At 74.3% G+C, this 24,260-nt stretch carries 25 protein-coding genes and 2 tRNA genes; 17 read left to right on the top strand and 10 right to left on the bottom strand.

Features of this window, described 5'->3' with window-relative positions; all coding sequences use genetic code 11:
* Window positions 1–31 precede the first annotated feature (31 nt).
* On the bottom strand, window positions 32–1,714 hold the full coding sequence (gene pgi / locus CFLA_RS06600; RefSeq protein ID WP_013116544.1) for a glucose-6-phosphate isomerase: 1,683 nt from the start codon (window positions 1,712–1,714) through the stop codon (window positions 32–34).
* A gap of 105 nt (window positions 1,715–1,819) precedes the next feature.
* Between pgi and CFLA_RS06605 the strand changes: the two genes are divergently transcribed.
* Window positions 1,820–2,155 (top strand): hypothetical protein, encoded by a 336-nt coding sequence (locus tag CFLA_RS06605; protein WP_013116545.1) that lies wholly within the window; start codon window positions 1,820–1,822, stop codon window positions 2,153–2,155.
* On the opposite strand, the gene CFLA_RS06610 is transcribed toward CFLA_RS06605, so the two are convergent.
* Window positions 2,146–3,438 (bottom strand): pectate lyase, encoded by a 1,293-nt coding sequence (locus CFLA_RS06610; protein WP_013116546.1) that lies wholly within the window; start codon window positions 3,436–3,438, stop codon window positions 2,146–2,148. The two genes, CFLA_RS06605 and CFLA_RS06610, sit on opposite strands and share 10 nt — an antisense overlap.
* A 180-nt stretch (window positions 3,439–3,618) precedes the next feature.
* Here CFLA_RS06610 and CFLA_RS06615 point away from each other — a divergent pair, with 180 nt between their 5' ends.
* Window positions 3,619–4,524 (top strand): PfkB family carbohydrate kinase, encoded by a 906-nt coding sequence (locus CFLA_RS06615; RefSeq protein ID WP_013116547.1) that lies wholly within the window; start codon window positions 3,619–3,621, stop codon window positions 4,522–4,524.
* Window positions 4,525–4,617: 93 nt separating this feature from the next.
* Here the strand turns inward: CFLA_RS06615 and CFLA_RS06620 are convergent, their stop codons facing one another.
* Window positions 4,618–4,995, bottom strand: coding sequence for a GntR family transcriptional regulator (locus tag CFLA_RS06620; RefSeq protein WP_013116548.1), 378 nt, complete (start codon window positions 4,993–4,995; stop codon window positions 4,618–4,620).
* Complete coding sequence (locus CFLA_RS20435) at window positions 4,992–5,948, bottom strand: hypothetical protein (protein ID WP_013116549.1); 957 nt, start codon at window positions 5,946–5,948, stop codon at window positions 4,992–4,994. The genes CFLA_RS06620 and CFLA_RS20435 overlap by 4 nt, the downstream gene beginning before the upstream one ends.
* Window positions 5,949–6,067: 119 nt before the next feature.
* Between CFLA_RS20435 and CFLA_RS06630 the strand changes: the two genes are divergently transcribed.
* The 3 genes from CFLA_RS06630 (at window position 6,068) to CFLA_RS20440 (ending at window position 8,651) form a co-directional block, all read left to right on the top strand.
* Window positions 6,068–6,436 carry a DUF3039 domain-containing protein gene (locus tag CFLA_RS06630; protein WP_013116550.1) on the top strand — a complete coding sequence of 123 codons (369 nt, stop codon included), beginning with the start codon at window positions 6,068–6,070 and terminating at the stop codon, window positions 6,434–6,436.
* On the top strand, window positions 6,433–8,238 hold the full coding sequence (locus CFLA_RS06635) for a DEAD/DEAH box helicase (protein WP_013116551.1): 1,806 nt from the start codon (window positions 6,433–6,435) through the stop codon (window positions 8,236–8,238). Before CFLA_RS06630 ends, CFLA_RS06635 begins: the two co-directional genes overlap by 4 nt.
* A gap of 257 nt (window positions 8,239–8,495) precedes the next feature.
* Window positions 8,496–8,651, top strand: a complete 156-nt coding sequence (locus tag CFLA_RS20440) for a hypothetical protein (RefSeq protein ID WP_013116552.1) — start codon at window positions 8,496–8,498, stop codon at window positions 8,649–8,651.
* Between the two features lie 88 nt (window positions 8,652–8,739).
* Here CFLA_RS20440 and CFLA_RS06640 read toward each other — a convergent pair whose 3' ends face one another.
* The gene (locus tag CFLA_RS06640) at window positions 8,740–10,137 is read right to left on the bottom strand and encodes a nicotinate phosphoribosyltransferase (protein WP_013116553.1); all 1,398 of its coding nucleotides are present in this window, start codon (window positions 10,135–10,137) and stop codon (window positions 8,740–8,742) included.
* A 72-nt stretch (window positions 10,138–10,209) separates the two neighbouring features.
* Between CFLA_RS06640 and clpS the strand changes: the two genes are divergently transcribed.
* From clpS to CFLA_RS06675, 7 genes are all read left to right on the top strand, one after another.
* On the top strand, window positions 10,210–10,503 hold the full coding sequence (gene clpS, locus CFLA_RS06645) for an ATP-dependent Clp protease adapter ClpS (protein WP_043600049.1): 294 nt from the start codon (window positions 10,210–10,212) through the stop codon (window positions 10,501–10,503).
* Window positions 10,503–11,135: a DUF2017 domain-containing protein gene (locus tag CFLA_RS06650; protein WP_013116555.1), complete on the top strand. Its 633-nt coding sequence runs from the start codon at window positions 10,503–10,505 to the stop codon at window positions 11,133–11,135. Before clpS ends, CFLA_RS06650 begins: the two co-directional genes overlap by 1 nt.
* 10 nt (window positions 11,136–11,145) lie before the next feature.
* Window positions 11,146–11,958, top strand: a complete 813-nt coding sequence (gene murI, locus CFLA_RS06655; RefSeq protein ID WP_043600052.1) for a glutamate racemase — start codon at window positions 11,146–11,148, stop codon at window positions 11,956–11,958.
* Window positions 11,955–12,743, top strand: a complete 789-nt coding sequence (locus CFLA_RS06660) for an MBL fold metallo-hydrolase (protein ID WP_013116557.1) — start codon at window positions 11,955–11,957, stop codon at window positions 12,741–12,743. Before murI ends, CFLA_RS06660 begins: the two co-directional genes overlap by 4 nt.
* Window positions 12,744–13,368: 625 nt before the next feature.
* On the top strand, window positions 13,369–14,142 hold the full coding sequence (gene rph, locus CFLA_RS06665; protein WP_013116558.1) for a ribonuclease PH: 774 nt from the start codon (window positions 13,369–13,371) through the stop codon (window positions 14,140–14,142).
* Window positions 14,139–14,780 carry an RdgB/HAM1 family non-canonical purine NTP pyrophosphatase gene (gene rdgB, locus CFLA_RS06670; RefSeq protein WP_013116559.1) on the top strand — a complete coding sequence of 214 codons (642 nt, stop codon included), beginning with the start codon at window positions 14,139–14,141 and terminating at the stop codon, window positions 14,778–14,780. The genes rph and rdgB overlap by 4 nt, the downstream gene beginning before the upstream one ends.
* Window positions 14,777–16,438 carry an ABC-F family ATP-binding cassette domain-containing protein gene (locus CFLA_RS06675; protein WP_013116560.1) on the top strand — a complete coding sequence of 554 codons (1,662 nt, stop codon included), beginning with the start codon at window positions 14,777–14,779 and terminating at the stop codon, window positions 16,436–16,438. The genes rdgB and CFLA_RS06675 overlap by 4 nt, the downstream gene beginning before the upstream one ends.
* Before the next feature lie 18 nt (window positions 16,439–16,456).
* On the opposite strand, the gene CFLA_RS06680 is transcribed toward CFLA_RS06675, so the two are convergent.
* Both CFLA_RS06680 and CFLA_RS06685 read right to left on the bottom strand, forming a co-directional pair.
* Window positions 16,457–17,113 (bottom strand): Pr6Pr family membrane protein, encoded by a 657-nt coding sequence (locus CFLA_RS06680; protein WP_013116561.1) that lies wholly within the window; start codon window positions 17,111–17,113, stop codon window positions 16,457–16,459.
* Window positions 17,110–17,664 carry an NUDIX hydrolase family protein gene (locus CFLA_RS06685; protein WP_013116562.1) on the bottom strand — a complete coding sequence of 185 codons (555 nt, stop codon included), beginning with the start codon at window positions 17,662–17,664 and terminating at the stop codon, window positions 17,110–17,112. Before CFLA_RS06685 ends, CFLA_RS06680 begins: the two co-directional genes overlap by 4 nt.
* Before the next feature lie 117 nt (window positions 17,665–17,781).
* On the opposite strand from CFLA_RS06685, the gene trxA reads away from it, so the two are divergent.
* Window positions 17,782–18,150 (top strand): thioredoxin, encoded by a 369-nt coding sequence (gene trxA, locus CFLA_RS06690; protein WP_013116563.1) that lies wholly within the window; start codon window positions 17,782–17,784, stop codon window positions 18,148–18,150.
* 408 nt (window positions 18,151–18,558) lie between these two features.
* On the top strand, window positions 18,559–21,456 hold the full coding sequence (locus tag CFLA_RS06695; protein ID WP_222836776.1) for a glycosyl hydrolase: 2,898 nt from the start codon (window positions 18,559–18,561) through the stop codon (window positions 21,454–21,456).
* Window positions 21,457–21,506: 50 nt separating this feature from the next.
* Here CFLA_RS06695 and CFLA_RS06700 read toward each other — a convergent pair.
* From CFLA_RS06700 to CFLA_RS06710, 3 genes are all read right to left on the bottom strand, one after another.
* Window positions 21,507–21,592, bottom strand: a tRNA-Leu gene (locus tag CFLA_RS06700).
* A 45-nt stretch (window positions 21,593–21,637) separates the two neighbouring features.
* Complete coding sequence (gene bcp, locus CFLA_RS06705; RefSeq protein WP_013116565.1) at window positions 21,638–22,105, bottom strand: thioredoxin-dependent thiol peroxidase; 468 nt, start codon at window positions 22,103–22,105, stop codon at window positions 21,638–21,640.
* 41 nt (window positions 22,106–22,146) lie between these two features.
* Window positions 22,147–23,154, bottom strand: a complete 1,008-nt coding sequence (locus tag CFLA_RS06710) for an IS481 family transposase (RefSeq protein ID WP_013116566.1) — start codon at window positions 23,152–23,154, stop codon at window positions 22,147–22,149.
* 145 nt (window positions 23,155–23,299) lie between these two features.
* Between CFLA_RS06710 and CFLA_RS06715 the strand changes: the two genes are divergently transcribed.
* The 3 genes from CFLA_RS06715 (at window position 23,300) to CFLA_RS06725 (ending at window position 24,183) form a co-directional block, all read left to right on the top strand.
* Window positions 23,300–23,653, top strand: coding sequence for a GroES family chaperonin (locus tag CFLA_RS06715; RefSeq protein WP_013116567.1), 354 nt, complete (start codon window positions 23,300–23,302; stop codon window positions 23,651–23,653).
* 121 nt (window positions 23,654–23,774) lie between these two features.
* Window positions 23,775–24,029, top strand: a complete 255-nt coding sequence (locus tag CFLA_RS06720) for a hypothetical protein (RefSeq protein ID WP_013116568.1) — start codon at window positions 23,775–23,777, stop codon at window positions 24,027–24,029.
* Between the two features lie 78 nt (window positions 24,030–24,107).
* Window positions 24,108–24,183 (top strand) — tRNA-Lys (locus CFLA_RS06725).
* Window positions 24,184–24,260 lie beyond the last annotated feature (77 nt).

Raw genomic sequence — 24,260 nt, forward strand, 5'->3', positions numbered from 1 at the left:
CGCCCCGCGAGGGGGAGGCGGGCCGTCGGTGTCAGTCGCGCAGCTCGAGGTAGCGCTCGATGAGCCCGCGCGTCGACGGGTCCTGCGCGGCCAGTGCCTGTGCGTCGCCCGTCACGGCCGGTGTGATCTCCAGGGCGAGCTTCTTGCCGAGCTCGACGCCCCACTGGTCGAACGAGTCGATGCCCCACACGATGCCCTGCGCGAACGTGATGTGCTCGTACAGCGCGATGAGCTGACCCACGACGGAAGGCGTCAGGGCGGGCGCGAGGACCGACGTGGTCGGGCGGTTCCCGGGGAACACGCGCGCGGGGACGATGTGCTCGGGCGTGCCCTCGGCGCGCACCTCGTCCGCCGTCTTGCCGAACGCCAGCGCCTTGGTCTGCGCGAAGAAGTTGGCGAGGAACAGCGCGTGCACGTCGGTGTCACCGTCGCGCAGCGGGTACGCGGGGTTGGCCACGGCGATGAAGTCCGCCGGGATCAGGCGCGTGCCCTGGTGGATGAGCTGGTAGAACGCGTGCTGCCCGTTGGTGCCGGGCTCGCCCCAGAACACCTCACCGGTCTGCGTGGTGACGGGCGTGCCGTCCCAGCGCACGGACTTGCCGTTCGACTCCATCGTCAGCTGCTGCAGGTACGCAGGGAACCGGTGCAGCTGCTGCGCGTAGGGGAGCACGGCGTGCGTGTGGGCGCCCAGGAAGTTCGTGTACCAGACGTTGAGCAGGCCCATGAGGAAGGGCACGTTCCGCTCGACGGGCGTGGTCCGCGTGTGCTCGTCGACGGCATGGAAGCCCGCGAGCAGGTCGCCGAACGCGTCCGGGCCGACCGCGATGGCCAGCGAGGTGCCGATGGCGGAGTCCACCGAGTAGCGCCCGCCGACCCAGTCCCAGAACCCGAACGCGTTCGCGGGGTCGATGCCGAAGTCGGCGACCTTGTCCAGGGCCGTCGAGACGGCGACGAAGTGCTTCGCGACAGCCTCGCGACGGGCCTCGTCGGTGTCCTCCAGGTGCCCGGCGGCCGCCAGGGAGTCCCACAGCCACTGCCGCGCGAGGCGTGCGTTGGTGAGGGTCTCCAGCGTCGTGAAGGTCTTCGACGCGACGATGAACAGCGTCGTCGTCGGGTCCAGACCCTTCGTCTTCTGCGCGAGGTCGGTCGGGTCGATGTTGGAGACGAACCGCACCTCGAGGTCGTCGGCCACGTACGGCTCGAGGGCCTCGTAGACCATGACGGGTCCCAGGTCCGAGCCGCCGATGCCGATGTTGACCACCGTGCGGACCGCCTCGCCCGTGACACCCGTCCACTCACCCGCGCGCACCTTCTCCGCGAACGCGAACACCTCGGCGAGCACGGCCTGCACGTCGTCGTCGACCTGCTGACCGTCGACCACCAGCGGCGGCTCGACGTCGGCGGGGCGGCGCAGCGCGGTGTGCAGCACGGCGCGGTCCTCGGTGACGTTGATGCGCTCGCCGGCGAGCATCGCCTCGTAGCGCTCGGCGAGGTGCACCTCGTCGGCCAGGCGCGCGAGCAGCGCGATCGTCTCGTCCGTGACGAGGTTCTTCGACAGGTCGACGGTGAGGTCCGCGAGCGGCAGCGTGAGGCGCGTGGCGCGGTCGGGGTCGGCCGCGAACCACGCGCGCAGGTCGGGGCTCAGCGCGGTCTCGTGCTGCGTGAGTGCCTGCCAGGCGCTCGTCGTGGTGGGGTCGATGGGCGGCGTGGGCACGTGGGTCTCCCTGAGGGGTCCGGCGGGGTCTCCCGCTCACCGTAGGGCCGCCGGGGCGGTGCCCGCACGGGACGTCCGGCGGGTGGCGGCGGCTAGCGTGGGTGGATGCCCCGCGTGCCCGTCTCGCCCGTCGCCGCCGTCGGCCTCGTCCTCGCGTTCGCGCTCGCGCAGGGGACGGGGGTGCGGTGGCTCGGCGCCGTGGTGCTGCTGGCCACCGCCGCGACGTGCCTGGCGCTCGCGGTGCCACGGGTGGGGTGGGGGCGTCCGCTCGTCGTGCTGGCCGTGGGTCTCGCGGTGTTCGCAGCGTCGCACCCCGCCGCCGACCTCGTGGGGACCTGGCGGGCGGTGCTGACGGCCGCGGCCGTGCTCGGTGCGACGGGCTGGTGGCTCGTCGACCGGGCACGGCCGCGGGTCGGTGCGTCGGTGGTGCGTCAGCGGTAGGTGATGCTCGACGTGCTGTAGCCGCACGCGGCGCTCGGGCCCGAGCCGACCTTGGTCGGCTCGCCCGACGTCACGCCGCGGTACTCCTCGCAGATGGCGATCTTCCGCGACGAGTCGCCGATCACGGTGATGCCCGAGATCGACGCGCGGTCCCCGAGATTGGGGTTGATGCCGACGATCGCCTTGCCGGGCGCGGTGACCTGCACGTTCGAGACCTGCACCGAGCGTGCGTGCTGCGTGGAGCAGTTGCCGCACGAGCGGTAGAGCTTGCCGAAGTCCTGGACCTGGAAGTTCTTGATGACGAAGGTGCCCGGGCCGTTGTGCTGGAACACCTTGTCGTGCGCGTACCGGGCGCCGCCGCCGTCGACCGTCATGGTCTGCGAGGACGACGTGCCCTTGAAGGTCGCGGCGTCCTCGCCGACGTCCTCCCACCACACGTTCTGGATCGTGCACGTGCCGCGGCAGTGGATGCCGTCGGCGGCGCCCGTGCCGAGGATGACGTTCCTGATGGTCGACCCGTCGGCGAGCTCGAAGACGGGCGGCTGCCCCTCGTCCTGACCGCCGGACGACAGGCCGTAGTACCGCACGAGCCTGCCGTCGAACGTCCCGTTGACCTTGATGGTCGCGGTCACGCGCTGCTGGCCGGTCGCCGCCGGCCACGAGCCGCCGTTCGACGGGGGTGGCGTGGTCGGCGAGCTCGTCGGCGGCTGGGTCGGTGTCGTACCGCCGGACCCGACCCGCACCAGCTGCCACTGCTGGTTGTACTGGTTGTTGTCCGTCAGCTGCGTGACCGTCGCGCCGTCGGCCGTCGAGCGGTCCGTGACCGTCAGGGCCTTGCCGGAGTGCCGGTTGAGCAGCCGCACGTAGGCGCCGCTCGCGGAGTCGGACAGCCGGAACTGCTGGTTCGTGCCGTTGAGGTCCTGGTACTGGCGGAACTCGCCGCGGTCGGCGGTGGACCAGTTCCACAGGTCGAGGACCTTGCCCGAGTGCCGCGCCTTGAGCCGGTAGTACCCGGAGCCGGAGTCCACGAACTGCCACTGCTGGTTCGTGCCGTCGTTGCGGGTCCACTGCTGGATCCCGGCGCCGTCGGCCGTGCTCTTGGCGGCGACGTCCAGCGCCTTGCCGCTCTGCCGGTTGACGAGGACGTACCAGGCGCTCGTGTCGACGCTCGCGGCCGACGCGCCGCCGGCCGTGGCCAGGCCGAGCGTGCCGCCGAGCACGAGCGTGAGGACGGCGGCGAGCGCGAGGCGCGTGCGCCGGACCGTCGTGGGTCTGCGGGACATGTCTGCCTCTCGTAGGTGAAGCGCTTGCGCGCTCACCCAACCACGGTCGGACATTCCGGGTGAAGTCCCCGGGTGGCCGGTGAAACGGTTCGCCTGTGAACGATCACATGGCGATGCCGCGCGCGTGTGCGGCGGCGTCGCTCCCGCCCCGCACCGCCCGGTGGCTGCGAGGATGCGGGCATGCCCGACCGCCTCGTCTGCTGCGGCCTCGCCACGCTCGACGTCACGCAGGTCGTGGACCGCCTGCCCGCGCCCGACGAGAAGGTCGTCGCCGACGGCCTGGCCGTCACCTTCGGAGGGCCGGCCGCCAACGCCGCGGCGGTCGCCGTGGGGCTGGGCGTCCGGGCGACCCTGGTCACCGTGCTCGGCAGCGGGCCGCTCGCGGACGTCGCCCGCGCCGGGCTCGCCGAGGCGGGCGTCGACGTCGTCGACCTGCTGCCCGACGCGCCGGGCGCGCTCCCCGTCTCCACCGTGCTCGTCACGCGCGCGACGGGGGAGCGTGCCGTCGTGTCCGTCAACGGCGCTCGCGTCGCGGACCTGCCCCGACCGGACGCGGGTGCGCTGACGGGCGCCGGTGCGCTGCTCGTCGACGGCCACCACCCGGACGCCGCGCTCGCGCTGGCGGCCACCGCCCGCGCGGCCGGGGTCCCGGTGCTGCTCGACGGCGGCAGCTGGAAGCCGTCGACGCCCGACCTGCTCGCCCTCGTCGACCACGCGGTCCTGTCGGCGGACTTCACGGTCCCCGGCGGCCGTGCGGCGGCAGGAGCCGACCCCGACCTCGTCGACGCGCTCCTCGACGAGGTCGCGGCGCTCGGCCCGTCGTTCGTCGCGCGCAGCGCGGGCCCGCGCCCGGTCCGTGTCCGACGCTCGACGGCCGGTGGTCCCGTCCGGTCGTACCTGCAGCCGCCGACGGTCCGGCCCGGCGAGGTCGTCGACACCCTCGGTGCGGGCGACGTCCTGCACGGGGCGATGGCGGCGGCCCTCGCGGCGGGCGACGACCCGCTGGCCGCGCTGACCCGGGGCGTCGACGCCGCGACCCGCTCGGTCCGGCACCCGGGCGCCCGCGGCTGGCTCACGACCCGCTGACGAGGCCGACTCTCCTGGGACGGGTGCGGGGGAGCCTCACCGGGGACGGGGGCCGGACCGTGCTCGCGCCGCGTCGCCCGCGCTCGGCGACGCTCAGGTCAGCAGGGCGCCGCGGACGAGGTCGAGCGCCTCGTCGGTCGTGAGGCCGGCCGCGCGGGCGGCGGTCACGTAGGCGGTCGCGGCACGGCGTGCCGCGCTGTGCGCGGCGGAGTCCTGGCCGCCGGCGGCGTCGTCCGCGACGACCGTGCCCGTGCGGCGGCGCGTCGCCACGACGCCCGCCTGCTCGAGCTCCCGGTACGCCCGCGCGACCGTGCCGGGGGCCAGGCCCAGGTCGGTGGCCAGCGCGCGGATCGTGGGGAGGCGGTCCCCGGGGCTCAGGCGTCCCGCGGCGACGTGCGCCACGACCTGCGCACGGACCTGCTCGTAGACGGGCACGCCCGACGTGACGTCGACCTCGACATGGACGCTCACGCGGGCGCCGGGGTCGCCACGGCCGGCGTGCTCTCCCGCGACGCCCGCGCGAGCGCGACGCCGGTGGCGACGAGCGACGTGACGATCACGCCGACGGCGGCGACGGCGACGGCGAGGCCGAACGCCCGCAGGGTGCCGTCGGTCGTGCTCACCCAGCCGTCGCCCGCGTCGTACCCGCCGGAGGAGACGTTCCACAGCGCGTTGCCCACCACCAGCAGGACACCGGAGAGGGTGGCGCCCAGCACGAGCTGGACCGCGGCCAGGACGCGCCGTGCGCTCGCGCGCCGCAGCGCACCGTCGTCGGCCGTCGACACGTCCGGTACTGCCGGGCGGCGCGCCACCAGGTGCAGGGCCAGTGCCGTCGCGACGAGCAGCACGGCCACGACCGCAGCCACCGGTGCGCCGTACGGCGCGCCGGGGTACGGCCCGGCGCTCGACGTGGCGAACGCGTCGTGCCGCACGGTGAGGGTCCGGCCGTCGTCACCCGCGGTGAGCGCGGCCGCAGCGAGCACGGAGAGCAGCACCGCCACCCACACGCCGACGAGCGTGGTCAGGGCGCGCGGGGCCACGTCCTGCGCGGTGCGGCGCGCCAGGGAGGCGCGTCGGACGGGTGCGCCGGGGCGCGGCCACGTCCGCTCTCCGACAGCCGAGACGAGCAGCGCGACGACGCCCGCCACCGCCGGCGCGCACGCGAGCGCGATGCCCTGGTCGCGGCCGAACGGGACCGCGGGCGGGAGTGCGGCGGCGACGACGACGAGTGCGGCCCACGAGGCGGCCCCGACGAGCGCCGCGTGGCGGCGGGCCCGCGCGTACGCGACGGGCGACGTCGTGATCTCGGGCGACGGGCCCGCGTCCGTCGGCGTGCGGCCGGCACGGGACGTGACGACGACGGTCACGAGGGCCGCGAGGGCCACCAGAGGCACGGCGAGCAGCAGGAGCAGGAGCGAGCGCACGGGCCCTCCGATCGGATGATCAATGTGTCGATACTTTGACACAAAGCGCCGTGCGCGTCCATCGCCGTGCGCCGGCCGTCACCCCCGGGACGTCGGACCCCCGACGTACGATGTGCGCCATGAGCGAGCCCACCCCCCCGACAGGACCCGACGACCCGTTCGGCCCGCAGGGCGGCACCTCGCTCCTGGAGCGCACGGAGACCACGGAGCAGGTCGAGCCCGGGGACCACGAGCGCTTCGCGCACTACGTGCGCAAGGAGAAGATCATGGAGTCGGCGATGACCGGCAAGCCCGTGATCGCGCTCTGCGGCAAGGTCTGGGTGCCGGGTCGTGACCCGAACAAGTTCCCGGTCTGCCCCATCTGCAAGGAGGTCTACGACGGCCTCCGCGACCCCCAGGACGGGGACGGCGGCTCGGAGGGCGGCGGCGGGGGCCGCGGCTTCTTCGGCCGCGGCAAGGGCTCCGGCTCCGGCGCGGGCGGCGCGTGAGCGCGGCCCGTCGGTCCGCAGCCCCTGTCCACACCCCCCAGCACCCCTCGACGTCGGCAGCGCAGCAGCTGCCGCCGGCGTTCCCGGCGCGTGCGCCGTGGGGTGCCGCCGGGAGCCTGCGGGCGTGGCAGGCGGAGGCGATCGAGCTCTACCGGCAGCGCGGCCCGCGCGACTTCCTCGCCGTCGCGACGCCGGGCGCCGGCAAGACGACGTTCGCGTTGCGGATCGCCACCGAGCTGCTCGAGGCCAAGGTGGTGCGCCGTGTCACCGTCGTCGCGCCCACCGAGCACCTCAAGAAGCAGTGGGCCGACGCGGCCGCGCGTGTCGGCATCCGGCTCGACCCGCGCTTCAGCAACGCGCAGGGGCGGCACGGGGCCGGGTACGACGGTGTCGCGGTGACGTACGCGCAGGTCGCGAGCAAGCCGGCGCTGCACGCCGCGCGCACCACGGCCGAGCGCACCCTCGTCATCCTCGACGAGGTCCACCACGGTGGCGACGCGCTGTCGTGGGGCGACGCGGTCCGCGAGGCCTTCGAGGGGGCCACGCGCCGGCTCGCGCTCACGGGGACGCCGTTCCGCTCGGACACGGCGCCGATCCCGTTCGTCACCTACGCGCCCGACGCGCAGGGCATCCGGCGCTCGGTGGCCGACTACACCTACGCGTACGGCGACGCGCTGCGCGACCACGTCGTGCGGCCCGTCATCTTCCTGTCCTACTCCGGGTCGATGAGGTGGCGCACCAAGGCGGGCGACGAGGTCGCGGCACGCCTGGGCGAGCCGCTGACCAAGGACATGACGTCGCAGGCGTGGCGGACGGCCCTGGACCCGAACGGTGACTGGATCCCGTCGGTCATCGCCGCCGCGGACCGCCGCCTCACCGAGGTCCGGCGCACGGTGCCCGACGCGGGCGCGATGATCATCGCCACCGACCAGACCGACGCGCGCGCGTACGCGGGGCACATCGCGCGGCTCACGGGCGAGTCGCCGACGGTCGTGCTGTCCGACGACGACGGCGCGAGCGACCGCATCGAGGAGTACGCGGCGAGCGACTCGCGCTGGCTCGTCGCCGTGCGCATGGTGTCCGAGGGGGTCGACGTGCCGCGCCTGGCCGTGGGCGTCTACGCGACGAGCACGGCGACGCCGTTGTTCTTCGCCCAGGCCGTCGGGCGGTTCGTGCGCGCGCGGCGTCGCGGCGAGACCGCGTCGGTCTTCCTGCCCAGCGTGCCGCAGCTCCTCGAGCTCGCCGCGTCGCTCGAGGTCGAGCGCGACCACGCGCTGGACAAGCCGACCGGCTCGGAGGACCCCGAGGCCGATCTGCTGGCGCTGGCCGAGCGGGAGCAGAAGAGCGAGGACGCGGTCGGCTCCGACGGGGTCGTCGGCACGTTCGAGGCGCTCGAGGCCCAGGCGTCGTTCGACCGCGTGCTGTTCGACGGCGGCGAGTTCGGGACGGGGGCCGAGGTGGGCTCCGACGAGGAGCTCGACTTCCTCGGGCTGCCGGGGCTGCTCGACGCCGACCAGGTGACGACCCTGCTGCGCCAGCGGCAGGCCGACCAGCAGGGCGCGCGTCGCCGTCGGGGCGAGGCCGAGCAGGTCGAGGTCGTCGACCACCGCAAGCAGGCGGAGCTGCGCAAGGAGCTCGCCCAGCTCGTGGGCGCGTGGGCGCGTCGCAGCGGCCAGCCGCACGCCACCGTGCACGCCGAGCTGCGCCGGCGGTGCGGTGGTCCGGAGGTCGCGGTCGCCGCACCGGAGCAGCTCGAGGCCCGGATCGCGATGCTGCGCGGGTGGTTCGTCGGCAGGCGCTAGGTCGGAGCAGGGCGCTTGTCAACCCCCCGTGTCTCATCATGCGAACAATGAGATGTGGATGAAACCGCAGGTCAGGGCGCTGGACGGGTGACCACATAGCATCCGGCGCCGGTCGCGCAACTCGGTCGTTCGACGTGCCGAGCCGAGGCAACGCTGCCAGGCTCTTTCCGTGCCAAACCGGCCCGGGTCCCCCCGGAGCCGGATCCGGAGCCCGGCGGCGGAAGGTGTCGCCGGAGCTGCTTGAAAGAGGTGCTCACATGCCGTCCTGGCTCATCCTCATCCTCGTCGGTGTCGTCCTCGTCATCCTCGGCGTCGCGACCAACATCGGCCAGTTCCTCATCTGGATCGGCGTCATCGTCCTCGTCGTGAGCCTGATCCTCGGCCTCGTGGGCCGTGGTCGGTCGAGGATCTAGCACCACGCCTCCGGCCGGGACCCCCTCCCTCGGCCGTTCGGACGGGCCGGGACGCCATGCGCGTCCCGGCCCGTCGGCGTCGTACGGTTCACCCGAGCGAGAGCTCCACGGTCGGCACCGCCGCCTCGTCCGCCGACAACCGCCGCGCGCCGCGCGGGAGCTCGTCGCGGGACGCCGCGTGGCGTGCCGCCGCAGCGCGCACGCCCGCGGCCGCCGTCAGCCCGGGCAGCACCTCGCCGTCCACGACCAGCGGCACGTGCAACGGCCGCAGCAGGGGGTCCGGGTCCGCGGCCTGCCGCCGCGTCCACGCCGCGACCTGGTCGTCCGGCCCGACCACGAGGACCTCCTCCACGGCGCGCCCGTCCCGGTCCAGCCGCCGGGCCGCCGACTTGCGCCCGCCCACGCTCGTCTTGGCGCGGGACGCCTTGGCGACGGGCTCCATCTCCCCGGACGCACCCTCGCGCGCCACCAGCTTGTAGACCATCCCGCACGTCGGGGCGCCCGAGCCCGTCACCAGCGACGTACCCACGCCGTAGGAGTCGACCGGGGCGACGGCGAGCGACGCGATGGCATACTCGTCGAGATCGCTCGTCACGACGATCCGGGTGTCGCGGGCGCCGGCGTCGTCGAGCTGCTGGCGCACCTCCTGCGCCAGGACCCCCAGGTCGCCGGAGTCGAGACGCACCGCACCCAGACCCGTCCCGGCCGCCGCGAGCGCGTTCTCCACGCCCCGGCGTACGTCGTAGGTGTCGACCAGCAGCGTCGTGCCGGGACCCTGCGAGGCGACCTGGGAGGCGAACGCGGCGCGCTCGTCGTCGTGCAGCAGCGTGAACGCGTGCGCGGCCGTGCCGATGGTGCCCAGCCCGTAGCGTCGCCCTGCCTCCAGGTTGGACGTGGCGGCGAACCCCGCGATGACCGCGGCCCGGGCCGCGGCGACCGCGGAGTCCTCGTGCGCGCGTCGCGCGCCCATCTCCAGGCACGGCCGTCCCACGGCCGCGCTCGTCATGCGGGAGGCCGCGGACGCGACGGCCGAGTCGTAGTTGAGCACCGACAGCACGAGCGTCTCGATGAGCACCGCCTGCGCGAACGTGCCCTCGACGACGAGCACCGGCGACTGCGGGAAGAACACCTCCCCCTCGGCGTAGCCGACGACGTCCGCGTCGAACCGGTAGTCCGCGAGGAACGCCAGCGTCGCGTCGTCGACGACGCGCTCGTCGGCCAGCCAGTCGAGCTCGGGGGTGCCGAAGCGGAAGGCCGCGAGCTGCTCCAGCACGCGGCCGGTGCCCGCCAGCACGCCGTAGCGGCGGCCCGCCGGCAGGCGCCGCGTGAACACCTCGAACACGCAGCGCCGGTGCGCGGTGCCGTCGGCCAGCGCGGCCTGGAGCATCGTCAGCTCGTAGCGGTCGGTGAGCAGCGCGGTGCTGCCGGACCCGACGGCGGCGACGGCAGGGGTGCGAGCGGGTGCGGGGGGCGGGCTGTCCGTCATGGCGTCAACGTAGACGCCCGGGCGCCGGTCCGGCACCCGCCCCACGGGGTGCCGGCGCCTACAGTGGTGGTCGTGCCTGCGACGACCGCTCCTGACACGCGTCCCGACGTCGACGAGGCATCGTCGACCGCCGACGCGTGGGTGACGATCGTCTGGAACGACCCGGTCAACCTCATGACGTACGTGACGTACGTGTTCCAGACCCACTTCGGCTACGCGCGCGAGAAGGCGGAGCGGCTCATGCGTCAGGTCCACGAGGAGGGGCGCGCCGTCGTGTCGACGGGCAACCGCGAGGCGATGGAGGTCGACGTCCAGGCCATGCACTCCTACGGGCTGTGGGCCACGCTGCAGCGGAGCGGGGACTGATGCGCGCGTTCCGCCGTCAGCGCGGGCGGTACGTCGCGGGCATGGACGCCGGTGAGCGGGCGGTGGTCGCGTCCGTCGTCGCGGACGTCGCCGAGCTGCTCGGCGCCGGGCGGTTCGAGGACCGGCCGGGGTCGCAGACCGCCGCGCCCGCCGGTCCCGACGGCTGGACGCTGCGCACGGCGCCCGTCCCGCCCCCGCAGGACCCGGCCGTGCGCCGGCTGCTGCCCGACGCCTCCCGTGACGACCCGGAGGTCGCGGGGGAGTTCCGCCGCCTCACGGAGGACGACCTGCGGGCGCGCAAGATCACGCGGCTGCGGAACCTGTGGACGTCCCTCGTCGACGGTGAACCGGGCTGGCCCGAGCACGCGCTGGTCGTCGCACCGCAGGACGCGGACGACGTGGCCGCCGCGATCACCGACCTGCGCCTCGTCCTGGGAGAGCGTCTGGAGCTGCGGACCGACGCCGACTCCGAGGCGCTCTACGACGGCCCGGTCAGCGAACCGGAGGACGACGTGCGGGCATACCTCGCGTCCGTCTACGGCGCGCTCTCGTGGCTCCAGGAGTCGCTGCTGGCTGTGATGCTCGCCGCACCGCACGGTGGTGGCGGCGGGCGAGCGCGGTCCGGCGGCTAGTCTCGGTGGCGTGAACGACGCGCCCATCGGCATCTTCGACTCCGGTGTCGGGGGCCTCACGGTGGCGCGCGCGGTCCTCGACCAGCTGCCCCACGAGTCCACGCTGTACATCGGGGACACGCTCAACGGGCCGTACGGCCCCAAGCCGTTGGCGGCGGTGCGCGCCCACGCGCTCGAGATCATGGACGACCTCGTCGACGCGGGCGTCAAGATGCTGGTCATCGCCTGCAACAGCGCGTCGGCCGCCGTCCTGCGTGACGCGCGCGAGCGGTACACCGTGCGTCGTGGGCTGCCGGTGGTCGAGGTCGTGCTGCCCGCCGCGCGGCGTGCTGTCGCGGCGACCCGCAACGGGCGCATCGGCGTCATCGGCACGCGCGCCACCGTCGAGTCACGCGCGTACGACGACGCGTTCGCGGTCGCGGGGGTCGACCTGACGTCGCGCGCCTGCCCCCGGTTCGTCGAGCTGGTGGAGGCCGGCGTGACGTCGGGCCCGGACGCGCTCGCCACGGCGCACGAGTACCTCGACCCCGTGCGGCAGGCGGGCGTCGACACCCTGGTGCTCGGCTGCACGCACTACCCGTTGCTCACCGGCGTCATCTCGTACGTGATGGGGGACCAGGTGACGCTCGTGTCGAGCGCCGAGGAGACCGCCAAGGACGTCTACCGGACGCTCGTGGCGCACGACCTGGAGCGCGACCCCGCCGCCGGGCCGCCCACGCACCGCTTCCTGGCGACGGGCGACCCGGGGTCGTTCGCGGCCCTCGCGCGGCGGTTCCTGGGGCCGGAGGTCGAGGCGGTCGAGCCACGGGGGGCGTTGCGATGAGGCTGGTCGTGCTGGGGTGCGCGGGGTCGTTCCCCTCGCCCGAGTCGGCGGCGTCGTCGTACCTGGTGCAGGCCGAGGACGCGGACGGGCGCACGTGGTCGGCCCTGCTGGACCTGGGCAACGGCGCACTGGGTGCGCTGCAGCGCTGGGGCGACCCGGCGGCGCTCGACGTCGTCGCGCTGTCGCACCTGCACGCCGACCACGTCGCGGACCTGGCGGTGCTCGGCGTGTACCGCCGCTACCGCCCGGCAGGTGCGCTGCCGTCACTGCCGGTGCACGGCCCCGACGGTACGGTCGAACGGCTCACCCACCTGTCCGGCAAGGACCCCGCGACCGACACCGCCGGGCAGTTCGACGTCCGCGCCTGGCGGGCGGGCGAGGTCGTGCAGGTCGGCCCGCTGACGCTCGAGGCCGTGCCCGTGGAGCACCCGGTGCCGGCGTTCGGCATCCGCGTCACCGGCCCGTCGCAGGGCGACCCCGCGCGGCGCGTCACCCTCGCCTACAGCGGCGACACCGACGCGTGCCCGGGTCTCGACGACCTGGCCACGGACGCCGACCTGCTCCTGGCCGAGGCGGCGTTCGTCGAGGGGCGGGACGACGCCGTGCGCGGTGTCCACCTCACCGGCCGTCGCGCCGGCGAGGCCGCCACCCGCGGCGGCAGCCGCGCCCTCGTCCTCACGCACGTTCCCGCGTGGAACGACCCCCAGGTGGCCCTGACCGAGGCCCGCGAGGTCTACGCGGGCCCCCTCACCCTCGCCACCCCGGGCGCCACCTACACCCTCTGACCCCCGCACTCGGCGCGAGGTGTGGGCGGCGCGACGCACGCCGACAGCGCGTGGTGGGAGGTTGGCCGCGTGGTGGACGGGGCGATGCGTGGAGGTCGGAGCTCGACGGTCGGGGCGGGACGCGTCCGCCGCGTCCGACGAGGCGTGCACGTGCCGACCGCCGCGTGGGACGAGGCGTCCGCGGACGAGCGGTACCGCCTGCGCGCGGTCGCGGCAGCGGAGGCGTCCGAGGGCGCACTCGCCGTGCTCTCGCACCGGTCCGCCGCCGCCGTCCACGGACTGCCGCTCGTGGGCCGCCGCGACGACCACGTCCACGTCGTGCGCGGTCCGGCGTTCGGAGGGCGACGTCGCCGAGGAGGTCGTCCGGCAGGAGAAGCTCCGCGAGGACCGCCTCCGCGCGACAGGAGCGCGCGTGGTCCGTTGGACCTGGCAGGACGCGTGGCAGGGGGACCCGATGATCCGCCTGCTCCTCGCCGCCGGCGTCGGCGAGGGAGGGTGGACGGTTCGGTGGGGGGTCGGGGGTGAACGTAGGGTCGGGGGCATGGTGAGTGCTGGGTCGGGTGTGGGTGGAGCGGGTGTCGGTGGAGCGGGTGTCGGTGCGGCGGGGTCCGGTGGTGCGCGGATCGTGCGCAAGGACGGGCGGCGGGCGGACGAGCTGCGGCCCGTGACGATCACGCGCCGGTTCCTCGACGCGGGCGAGGGCTCGGTGCTCGTCGAGTTCGGCGGCACGAAGGTGCTGTGCGTGGCGTCGTTCACCGAGGGCGTGCCGCGGTGGCGCAAGGGCTCCGGCGAGGGCTGGGTCACGGCCGAGTACGCGATGCTCCCGCGCGCGACGAACAGCCGCTCGGACCGCGAGTCGGTGCGCGGCAAGGTCGGCGGCCGCACGCACGAGATCTCGCGCCTGGTCGGACGCTCCCTGCGCGCCGTCGTCGACGTCGCCGCGCTGGGGGAGAACACGATCGTCCTCGACTGCGACGTGCTGCAGGCCGACGGCGGCACGCGGACGGCCGCGATCACGGGCGCGTACGTCGCGCTCGCGGACGCCGTGGCGTGGGCGACGACGAAGCGCCTCGTGAAGCCCGGTCGCACGGTGCTGCGCGACTCCGTGGCGGCGATCAGCGTGGGCGTCGTCGACGGCGTGCCCGTGCTCGACCTGCCCTACGAGGAGGACGTGCGTGCCGAGACCGACATGAACGTCGTGACGACGGGCGCGGGTGCGTTCGTCGAGGTCCAGGGCACCGCCGAGCACGCACCGTTCGACCGGGCCGAGCTCGACGCCCTCCTCGACCTCGCCGTCGCCGGCACCGCGCAGCTCGCCGCGCTGCAGGCGGCCGTGCTCGCCGCGCCGGCGGGCGACGGCACCGCGACACGTTCCACAGGCCTCGGGGTCGCGCCGTGACGGCTCCCGGCGTCGTCGTCCCGCAGGGCGCGCGACTGGTCCTCGCGACCCACAACGCGCACAAGGTCGGCGAGCTGCGCGCGATCCTCGCACCGCACCTGCCGGATCTCGGCCCGGCCGCGGTGCTCGGCGCGCGTGACGTGCACGCGCCCGAGCCCGTCGAGGACGGGGTCACCTTCGTGGCGAACGCGATGATCAAGGCGCGGGCGCTCGCGGCGGCGACGGGCCTGCCCGCGGTCGCCGACGACTCCGGTCTCAGCGTCGACGTGCTCGGCGGCGCGCCCGGGATCTTCAGCGCGCGCTGGGCGGGGCGGCACGGGGACGACGCCGCGAACCTCGACCTGCTGCTCGCCCAGCTCGCGGACATCGCACCCGAGCACCGGCGTGCGCGGTTCGTGTGCGCCGCGGCTCTCGTGACGCCGGACGGCACCGAGCACGTCGAGGTCGGCACGCTCGAGGGCACGCTGGCGGCCGCGCCACGGGGTGCGAACGGCTTCGGCTACGACCCCGTCCTCGTGCCCCTGGGGGGGACGCGGACGTGCGCCGAGCTCGCCCCGGAGGAGAAGAACGCGATCAGCCACCGCGGTCAGGCGTTCCGCGCGCTCGTCCCGCACCTGGTGGCGGCGCTGCGGGCATGAGCGAGCAGGCCGCACGGCGACCCGGGGACGTGCAGCTCGTCGCCGAGGCCGTGACCTTCGGGTACCCGGGCCGCTCCGTGCTCGACCGGCTGGACCTCACGGTCTCGCCCGGGGACCGGATCGGGTTGGTCGGGGAGAACGGAGCCGGCAAGACGACGCTCCTCGGCGTGCTCGCCGGTCGCCTGCACCCGCAGGGTGGCACGGTGCGCCGGCACGGCACGCTGGCGGTCGTCGAGCAGGACCTCGCGGTCGGCGAGGGCGACACGATCGGCACGCTGGTCGACGCGACGTCGGCCGCGACGCGGGCGGCAGCGGCGGACCTGCAGGCCGTCATCGACTGCTTCGACCACGACGGCGGTGACGTCGGCGCGCTGTCCGCGGCGATCGCCCGCTACGAGCAGCTCTCCGCGTGGGACGTCGACCGACGCGTCGACGAGGGCCTGTCGCGCCTGCAGGCCCCACGCGACCGCGAGCGGCGTCTGGCGGAGCTGAGCGTGGGGGAGCGGTACCGCGTACGGCTGGCGTGCCGGCTGGCCGAGCGCGCCGACCTGCTGCTGCTCGACGAGCCGACCAACCACCTCGACGCGGGCGGTGTCGAGCACCTCACGGCGCAGCTGCGCGAGTGGACCGGCGGTGTCGTCATCGTCACGCACGACCGGCGCCTGCTCGACGACGTCATGACCGCGATCCTCGACATGGATCCGGCGATGGACGGGCGCCCCGTGCTCTACGGCGCCGCGCGCTATGCGGACTACCGCTTCGCGCGCGACCAGATGCTGCGGCGCTGGCGCGCGCGGTACCGCGCGGAGCGCAAACGGGCACGCGTGCTCGCGCAGCGTCTGGACGCGTCGTACGAGGGCCTGTCGGACGAGTGGCGACCGCCCAAGGGGTCGCAACCGCACCGCCGCGCCACGCGGGCGCGCCAGCACGTCAAGGCCGCGGACCGGCTGATCGAGCGGCTCGAGGCGCAGGCGGTCGAGGTGCCGCTGCCACCCCCGGCTCTGCGGTTCCCCGACCTGCCGTCGGTGCCTCCGGGCTACGCGGGAGGCGCCCTGCTGGAGCTGCGGGCGCCGCGCGTCGCGGGGCGTCTGGACCTGCCGGGCAGGCGCGTCGAGGTGATGCCCGCGAGCCGGCTGCTGGTCACGGGTGCCAACGGTGCGGGCAAGTCGACCCTGCTCGCCGCCCTCGTGGGTGCGCTCGGCCTGGACCGCGGGGCGCGGACCGTCGCGCCCGGCGTGCGGTGCGGTGTCCTGGCGCAGGAGGGTCCCGGCGAGCACGTCCCGACACCCCGCGGGGACGGGCCGACGGCGTTCGACGCGTACGCGCGGCACGCTCTCGACCTGCTCGAGGCGGGCGCGCTGGACCCTGACGCGCTCGTGCCGGTGGCCGCACTCGGCCTGCTCACCGAGGCCGACCTCGAGCGACCGCTGCGCGAGCTGTCGATCGGGCAGCGGCGCCGGTTCGACCTGGCGCGGGCCCTGCTCGCCGCGCCGCACGTGCTGGTGCTCGACGAGCCGACGAACCACCTGTCGGTCGGGCTGGTCGACGAGCTGACGGCCGCCCTGCGCGCGACGTCGGCGGCGGTCGTCGTCGCGACGCACGACCGTCAGCTGCGCGCCGACCTCGCCGACTGGCCGCACCTGGACCTCGGCGGCTGACCGCCGGCCGTCCGCGGCTCAGCGCGGCGCGGCCGGGAGGACGCGCTCGACCAGGCGCAGGAGCACTCCGAGCAGGGTGCCGAGCGCGACGACGGTCGCGGCACCCAGCAGCGCGTCGGCGAGGCCGGTCCGGCGCGCGTCGAGGAACGGGTAGGGGTACCAGCCGCTCACGGCGCCGTGCGCGAACGTCCACGCGAGCCACGCGCCGGGCAGGACCAGCGCGGTGGCGCACGTGCGCCAGGTGATCCGTGGCCGTGGCCCGACCAGCGCCCACACCAGCACGGTCGCCGACGGGGTCACGACGTGGGTGAGGACGTCGGCGACGCGCCCCGCGGGGTCGGAGGGGACGTACGGTGCCAGGACGAGGTGCACCGTCACGGCCGTCACGACGACGCACAGCACGGTGTCGAGCCGCAGCGCGCGGAACACCGGGCCGTCGTGCCGCGGGCGCGCCGCCAGCTGCACGGACACCCCGGCGACGAGCACGTTGGTCCAGATCGTGAAGTACGAGAAGAGCCGCACGAGGCGCTCGCCGTCACCGGTGACCAGGGCCCGGGAGACCTCCACGGCGACACCCAGGGTGGCGCAGGCCGCGACGCCCGCGTGCAGCACGCGCGCGGCGGTGTCGCGCGGCGGCCGGGTCGCGGTGGGGGCCGCACCCGGGCGGGTGGTCACGGCAGGCGGCCGGCCCACGCCATCGCCTGGCGGAGCAGGAGCCCCTGGCCGCCGTTCATCTCGACCTGCACGGCCTCGGTGCAGGCCTCCTCGGGCGTGATCCACGCGAGGTCGAGCGCGTCCTGCTGCGGCCGGCAGTCGCCGGTGACGGGGACGACGTACGCGAGCGACACCGCGTGCTGCCGCGGGTCGTGGTACGGCGTGACGCCGGGGGTGGGGAAGTACTCCGCGACCGTGAACGGCTGCGGCGACGCGGGGACTTGCGGCAGCGCGACGGGGCCGAGGTCCTTCTCGATGTGCCGCAGCAGCGCGTCACGGACGCGCTCGTGGTACATCACGCGGCCCGAGACCAGTGCGCGGGACATGACGCCCTCGGGGGTCACGCGCAGCAGCAGGCCGACGGCGACGACGTCGCCCGCCTCGTCGACGCGCACGGGCACGGCGTCGACGTAGAGGATCGGCAGCTGGGCGCGGGCGGCGGCGATCTGCTCACGGGCGAGCCAGCCGGCGGGGCGCTCGGGACCAGGGGGGAACTCGGCGGACGCGGTCACCGTGCAGTTCTACCCTCTTCGCCGCCCATCGTCCGCATCGCCTCGCGACGGGGTCGGGAATACCCGCGCGGGATGCGGCGCTGTACCCGTCGAACCCCTGCAGGACGGAGACACCTCATGGCCACCACCACACTGACCGCCGACACGATCGCCGACACGATCAAGGACAACGAGATCGTCCTGGTCGACTTCTGGGCGTCGTGGTGCGGCCCGTGCCGCATGTTCGGGCCGGTGTTCGAGGCCTCGAGCGAGCAGCACCCCGAGATCGTGCACGCCAAGGTCGACACGGAGGCCGAGCAGGAGCTCGCCGCGGAGCTGCGGATCACGTCGATCCCGACGCTCATGGCGTTCCGCGACGGCGTCCTGGTGTTCAACCAGGCCGGCGCGCTACCGGCGCCGTCCCTCGAGCAGGTCGTCACGGCCGTCAAGGAGCTCGACATGGACGAGGTCCGCGCGAAGATCGCGGAGCGCCAGGCCACGGCCTGAGCGGCACGACGACGCGGCGGAGGGCCCTCAGGGGTCCTCCGCCGTTGCCGTCCCCGGGCGGCGCGCCCGGGGCGGAGGTGACGTCCCGGTGTCGAGTTGACGCGTGTCAATGAAATGTTAACGTGGGGTTAACGACCGCACTCATCGCAGCACGACCAACGGGGGTCGTGCGGGGAGCGTCGCGGTGCGCGGCAAGGGCGCCGGGCACCGTTCTCACAGAGGGTGACCCGCCGCACGCCCGCGTGCGAGCGTGCCGCCTGGGGGCAACACACCATGTCAACACATCACAGGACCCCCCAGGGGTCCCCATCCCACCATGCCCGCAGCAGGGGCCCGGCGCCGCACGCGCAGCGGCGGACAGCGGCCGGAACCGCACTGGCGCTGGCCGTCGCAGCCGCACTCGTCGTCGTGCCGTCGGGCGCGTCGACGGCGGCCGAGGGCGTCGTCGACGTCGGTGCCGGCGGGTACGCCGCCGCGCCCGTCGGTCCGACGCCCGAGGGGTGCGACTCGATCGAGGCCGATCCCCGCTCGGCCCTGACCGAGGACGCGCCGCAGGGCCCGCTGCCGACCAACGACTGGTGGTCGTCGCTGCTGTACAAGCGCCTCGACTGCCGCATGAGCGAACCCCTGCACGCGCACCCCGCGTCCTACCAGCCCACCCCCGCGGGCCTGGGGATCTCGACGCCTCGCGAGGCGACGCTGTCCGGGACGAAGGGCGGCATCGGTGAGTTCCACTTCACGTACGTCCAGGACGTCCTGGTCGGTGTCGCGGGCCTCGACGCCCCGACGGTCCAGGTCGCCGGCTGGACCGACTGGACCGTGACACCGTCGTGGTCCGACGGGACGCGTTCGCTGCGCGCCACGATCGGGCACGGCCTGCCCACGTCCTGGTATCACGTCGAGGGCGGTGACGCCCTGCTGCGCTCGCAGCACGACGTGCGCGTCTGGCAGCGCGACGGCAGCACCGTCGGGTTCACGGCCAACGGTCACGACTACGCGGCGTTCGCGCCGTCGGGCGCGAGCTGGGACGTCTCCGGTTCCACGCTGCGCTCCTCGCTCGCGGGCCAGGGCTACCTCGCGGTGACGGCGCTTGCCACGGCCGCCGACGCGACCGACGCCGACCGCGAGGCGGCGCTCCAGGCGGTCGCCGGCTCCGCGTTCGCCGAGGTCACCAGCACCGAGGCGAGCTACAGCTACGACGCTGCCGGCGCCGTGGTCTCGACGACCTACGAGATCGGGACGAGCGCGCTCGAGGGCTACGCCGAGGGTGCCGTCGTCGCGCTCTACCCGCACCAGCAGCGCTACCTCGCGGACGTCGACGGCGACGAGCTCGACGCGACCTACCCGAGCCCGCGCGGCACGATGACGGCGTACGCGGGCACCACGTCGTTCACCACCGAGACGCCGTTCACCGGCATCCTCCCCGAGGTCCCGGCCGTCGCGACGGCCGACGGCGAGGGCCGTGCCACGCTCGACCGCCTGCTCGCCGAGGCCGCAGCCGACCCGCTGCCGATCCTGCGGGCCGACACCTACTGGACCGGCAAGGCCCTGGGCCGTGCCACGCGGATCATCGAGATCGCCGACCAGCTCGGCGAGACCGAGGTGCGCGACCGCACTCTGCGGCTGGTCCGCGACACCCTGACCGACTGGTTCACCGCCGAGCCCGGCAAGTCCGAGCAGGTCTTCGCCTACGACGAGCGCTGGGGCACCCTCATCGGCTACCCCGCGTCCTACGGCTCGGACACCGAGCTCAACGACCACCACTTCCACTACGGCTACTTCATCGCCGCAGCGGCCACGCTCGCACGCTTCGACCCCGCGTGGGCGTCGGACGAGCAGTACGGCGGCATGGTCGACCTGCTGATCCGCGACGCCAACGGGTACGACCGCGCCGAGACGCGGTTCCCGTACCTGCGGGACTTCGACATCTACGCCGGGCACGACTGGGCCTCGGGACACGGTGCGTTCGCGGCCGGCAACAACCAGGAGTCGAGCTCCGAGGGCCAGAACTTCGCGGGCGCGCTCGTCCAGTGGGGCGAGGCGACGGGGAACACGGCGGTGCGCGACGCCGGTGCGTACCTCTACGCCACGCAGGCCGCGACGATCCAGGAGTACTGGTTCGACCAGGCCAAGGCGATCCCGGACGAGTTCGGCCACACGACCCTCGGCATGGTCTGGGGCGACGGCGGCACGTACTCGACGTGGTTCTCCGCCGAGGCGGAGATGATCCAGGGCATCAACACGCTGCCCATCACCGGCTCGCACCTGTACCTCGGTATCCGGCCCGACGACGTGGTCGAGAACTACGCCGAGCTCGTCAAGGCCAACGGCGGCAAGCCCACGGTCTGGCAGGACATCCTGTGGAGCTATCTCGCGCTCGGTAACGGCGAGGAGGCGCTGGAGCAGCTGGAGGCCGACCCCGGCTACGCCGTCGAGGAGGGCGAGTCGCGGGCGCACACCTACCACTGGGTCGCCAACCTGGCGGCGCTGGGGAACCTCGACACCACCGTGCGCGGGTCGAGCCCGCTGTCGGCGGCGTTCGTCAAGGACGGTGCGCGGACGTACGTCGCCGCCAACGTCTCGTCGAAGGCCCGCACGGTCGTCTTCAGTGACGGGACGAAGGTCGAGGTCCCGCCGGGCAAGACCGTCGCGACGGGTGCGCACACGTGGTCCGGCGGCGGCGCGGTCGGCGGTCCCGGTGGTCCGCAGCCGACCACCGAGCCGAAGCCGACGGTGACGCCGGCGCCCACGGCCACGCCGAAGCCGACGCCCACGGCCACGCCGAAGCCGACGGTGAGCCCGAAGCCGACCCCGAAGCCCCAGCCGACGACGCCCGCGGGCGGGTTCCGTCTGGCCTTCGGTCCCGGCGGCACGCTCGTGCCGTCGCCGGGCGCGCCGGGCGCCCTCGAGGTGCCGGCGGCGCGCGGGATCGACACGGCCACCGAGGCGCCGGACGCGGTCGTGGCGCAGGCCACGGGCCTGAACGGCACCGCCACGGGCGCCGCGACGGCGTTCGACCTCGCGCTGGACGCGGGCACCCGGGTCGGCAACGGCACGCGCGTGTCGGTCTCGTACGACCTCACGGGCGACGGGACGTGGGACCGGGTCGAGGTGTACCGGTACTTCGCGACCGACCCGGTGCCGGGCCCCGAGCGCTACACGCAGACCGTCGGCCTGGACCGGGTGACCGGAGAGCTCGGTGACCTGCGCAACGGCACGGTGCGGGTCGCGGTGTGGAACGCGATCGGCAGCAGCCCGACGTCGGTGAGCACCGGTGACTCCGTGGTGGAGCTGCCGTTCCGCTGACGCGACGCAGGACGACGGGGTCGGGGCGCGCAGCCCCGGCCCCGTCGTCGTGGTGCGGGAGGCGGGACTCGAACCCGCACGCCCTTGCGGGCACCAGGACCTAAACCTGGCGTGGCTGCCGTTTCACCACTCCCGCGTGCGTGCCGAGTCTGGCACGACCGCCGCGACCCGGGACGGCGCCTCAGTCGATGCCGAGGTCGCGCCGCAGCTTCGCGACGTGGCCCGTGGCCTTGACGTTGTACTGCGCGAGCGCGACCTTGCCCTCGGCGTCGACGACCACGGTCGAGCGGATCACGCCCGTGTACGTGCGGCCGTAGTTCTTCTTCTCGCCCCACGCGCCCCAGGCCTCGAGCGCCACGTGGTCGGGGTCCGACAGCATCGGGAACGTCAGCGCCTGGTCCGCGACGAACGTCGCGAGCTTGTCGAGCGGGTCCGGCGAGACGCCGACGACCTCGTAGCCCGCGGCGGTCAGCGAGGCCAGGGAGTCGCGGAAGTCGCAGGCCTGCGTGGTGCAGCCCGGCGTCGCGGCCGCGGGGTAGAAGTAGACGACGACCGCACGGCCGCGGAGGTCCTGCAGCGACAGCGTGCCGCCGGCGGTGCTGGGAAGTGTGAGGTCGGGCGCGGTGTCGCCGACGGCGAGGCGGGGCACGGGTCACTCCTGCGGGTCGGGGATGGGCGACGAGCGTCAGCCTAGATGTTCTGGGTCATGACGTTGGTGACGCCCGCGCGCAGGCGTGAGGCTGGGGGGCGGTCATTGGCGGCCGTGTGAGCGCGATGGTAGTTGTAGTGGACGTTCCAGACCTTGATCGCAGCGGCGCGCTCGGCTTCGGAGGTCCAGACCCGGGCGTAGAGGAGTTCCTCGGCCAGGATCCGGTTGTAGCGCTCGACCTTGCCGTTGTGCCGGGGCGTGTGGGGGCGGATGCGCTGGTGGCGTGATGCGGTCGCCAGGACGGTGCGGGTGAACGCGGTGGCCTTGTAGTTCGCCCCGTTGTCGGTGACGACCCGCACGAGTCGGTCGATGCCGTGGGCGGCGAAGAACGCTCGGGCGCGGTGGAAGAACCCGATCGTGGTGGCCGCTGTCTCGTCGGGCAGGTGCTCGGTGTAGGCCAGGCGGGAGTACCCGTCGACCGCGGAGTGCAGGTAGACGTAGCCCGCGCGGGCGCCGGAGGTCTTGGCGCGCTGAGCGGCCTTGTCCTGCGTCGAGCCGCGGCCGTGGGCTCGCCACCCGCCGCCGTCGGGGATCCGTCCGACCTTCTTCACGTCCAGGTGAACCATGTGCCCGGGGTAGCGCGCGGTGATCCGTCCCGTGGTGCGGTTGGTGGACCCGTCGGGGTCGATGTCCCGGCGCCGGTTGATCCCGAGCCGGACCAGCCACCGCGAGACCGTCGCCAGCGAGACGCGGTGCCCGCTGCGGGTCAGCTCGAGGTGGATCTGGCGGGCGGTCCACTTGTGCTCCCGGCGCAGGCGTTCGATCTGCTCGACGACGCCCGGGTCCAGCTGGGTCGGGCTCGCGTGCGGGACGCTGGAACGGTCCAGCAGCCCGACCTCGCCGAGCTGCTCGTAGCGGGCCTTCCACTTCGACAGGCACTGTCGGGAGATCCCGGCCTCGGCAGCGACGTGAGCGATCGGACAGGTCTGGCAGCGCAGGACCAGGCGGAGCCTGCCGGCAGGGGTCAACGGGGCGTTAGCGTGGCTCATGAGGGGTAGGTCTCTCTCGGCGCGGATGTGTTGGTCGCACTTCCCATCCTGCCGCCGGCGGGCCTACCCCTCGCTCACGCCCCGCGCGGTGTCACCAACCTGATGAGACGCAACACCTAGAGGGCCGCGGGGGTACCGTCGGCGCGTGATCGACGCGACCCCCACCTCCCGCACCGCCCCCGGGCGGGACCTTCCCCTGCGCATGCTCAACGACCGCCTGCTGGTCGAGCTCGACGCCGACGCGGCCGAGCGGCGCACCGGCGGCGGCATCCTCATCCCTGCGACGGCTGCCGTGGGCAAGCGACTGGCCTGGGCGACCGTGGTCGCCGCGGGCGAGCACGTGCGGCAGGTCGAGCTCGGCGACCGCGTGCTGTTCGACCCGGAGGACCGGGCCGAGGTCGAGGTCGCCGGCATGACGTACCTGCTCCTGCGGGAGAAGGACGTGCACGGCGTCGCGGACCCGCGGGCGGGCGGCGAGGGCACGGGCCTCTACCTGTGACGAGCGTCACGAGACGTCTCGGGGGCGGCGTCGCATCTCGCCCCGGTGCGGGCGGGCGTCGTATCGTCGGGCGAGGAGGTCGGGACCGAGGTCCCGGTCACGAGGCGAGACGAGGTCGGCCATGCACGAGCAGCGGGTGCCGGGCGACGTCGAGGGCGCGCCCTCGTCCGTCGAGCCCGACGAGTCCGTCGTCGTCCTCGGTGTCGACACCACGCAGCACGCCCAGGAGCTGCTCGCCGAGCACGTGCCGCTCACGCTGCTCGTCGACCTGCTGACGCCGTCCGCGCCGACGTCCGAGGAGATCCTCGTCGAGGAGGGGCTGCCCGAGGACGCGTGGTGGGACGAGCGCGGCGAGGCCGACACCCCGGACGCGTGAGTGTGGTCACACCCGGGGGCGCCGACGGGGAACGAGTTCGCACCCGGCCGGTCGGGCCTGCTAATCTCTTCGAGCCGCGCGCCTCTAGCTCAACTGGCAGAGCAGCTGACTCTTAATCAGCGGGTTCTGGGTTCGAGTCCCAGGGGGCGTACCAGCCACGACACCCCGTCAGGATCCCTCCTGGCGGGGTGTCGTCGTCCCCGGCGACGGACCTCGATGGGCAGGTCGGTC

Origin of the sequence: Cellulomonas flavigena DSM 20109 (assembly GCF_000092865.1) — a bacterium.
GTDB classification, from domain to species: domain Bacteria; phylum Actinomycetota; class Actinomycetes; order Actinomycetales; family Cellulomonadaceae; genus Cellulomonas; species Cellulomonas flavigena.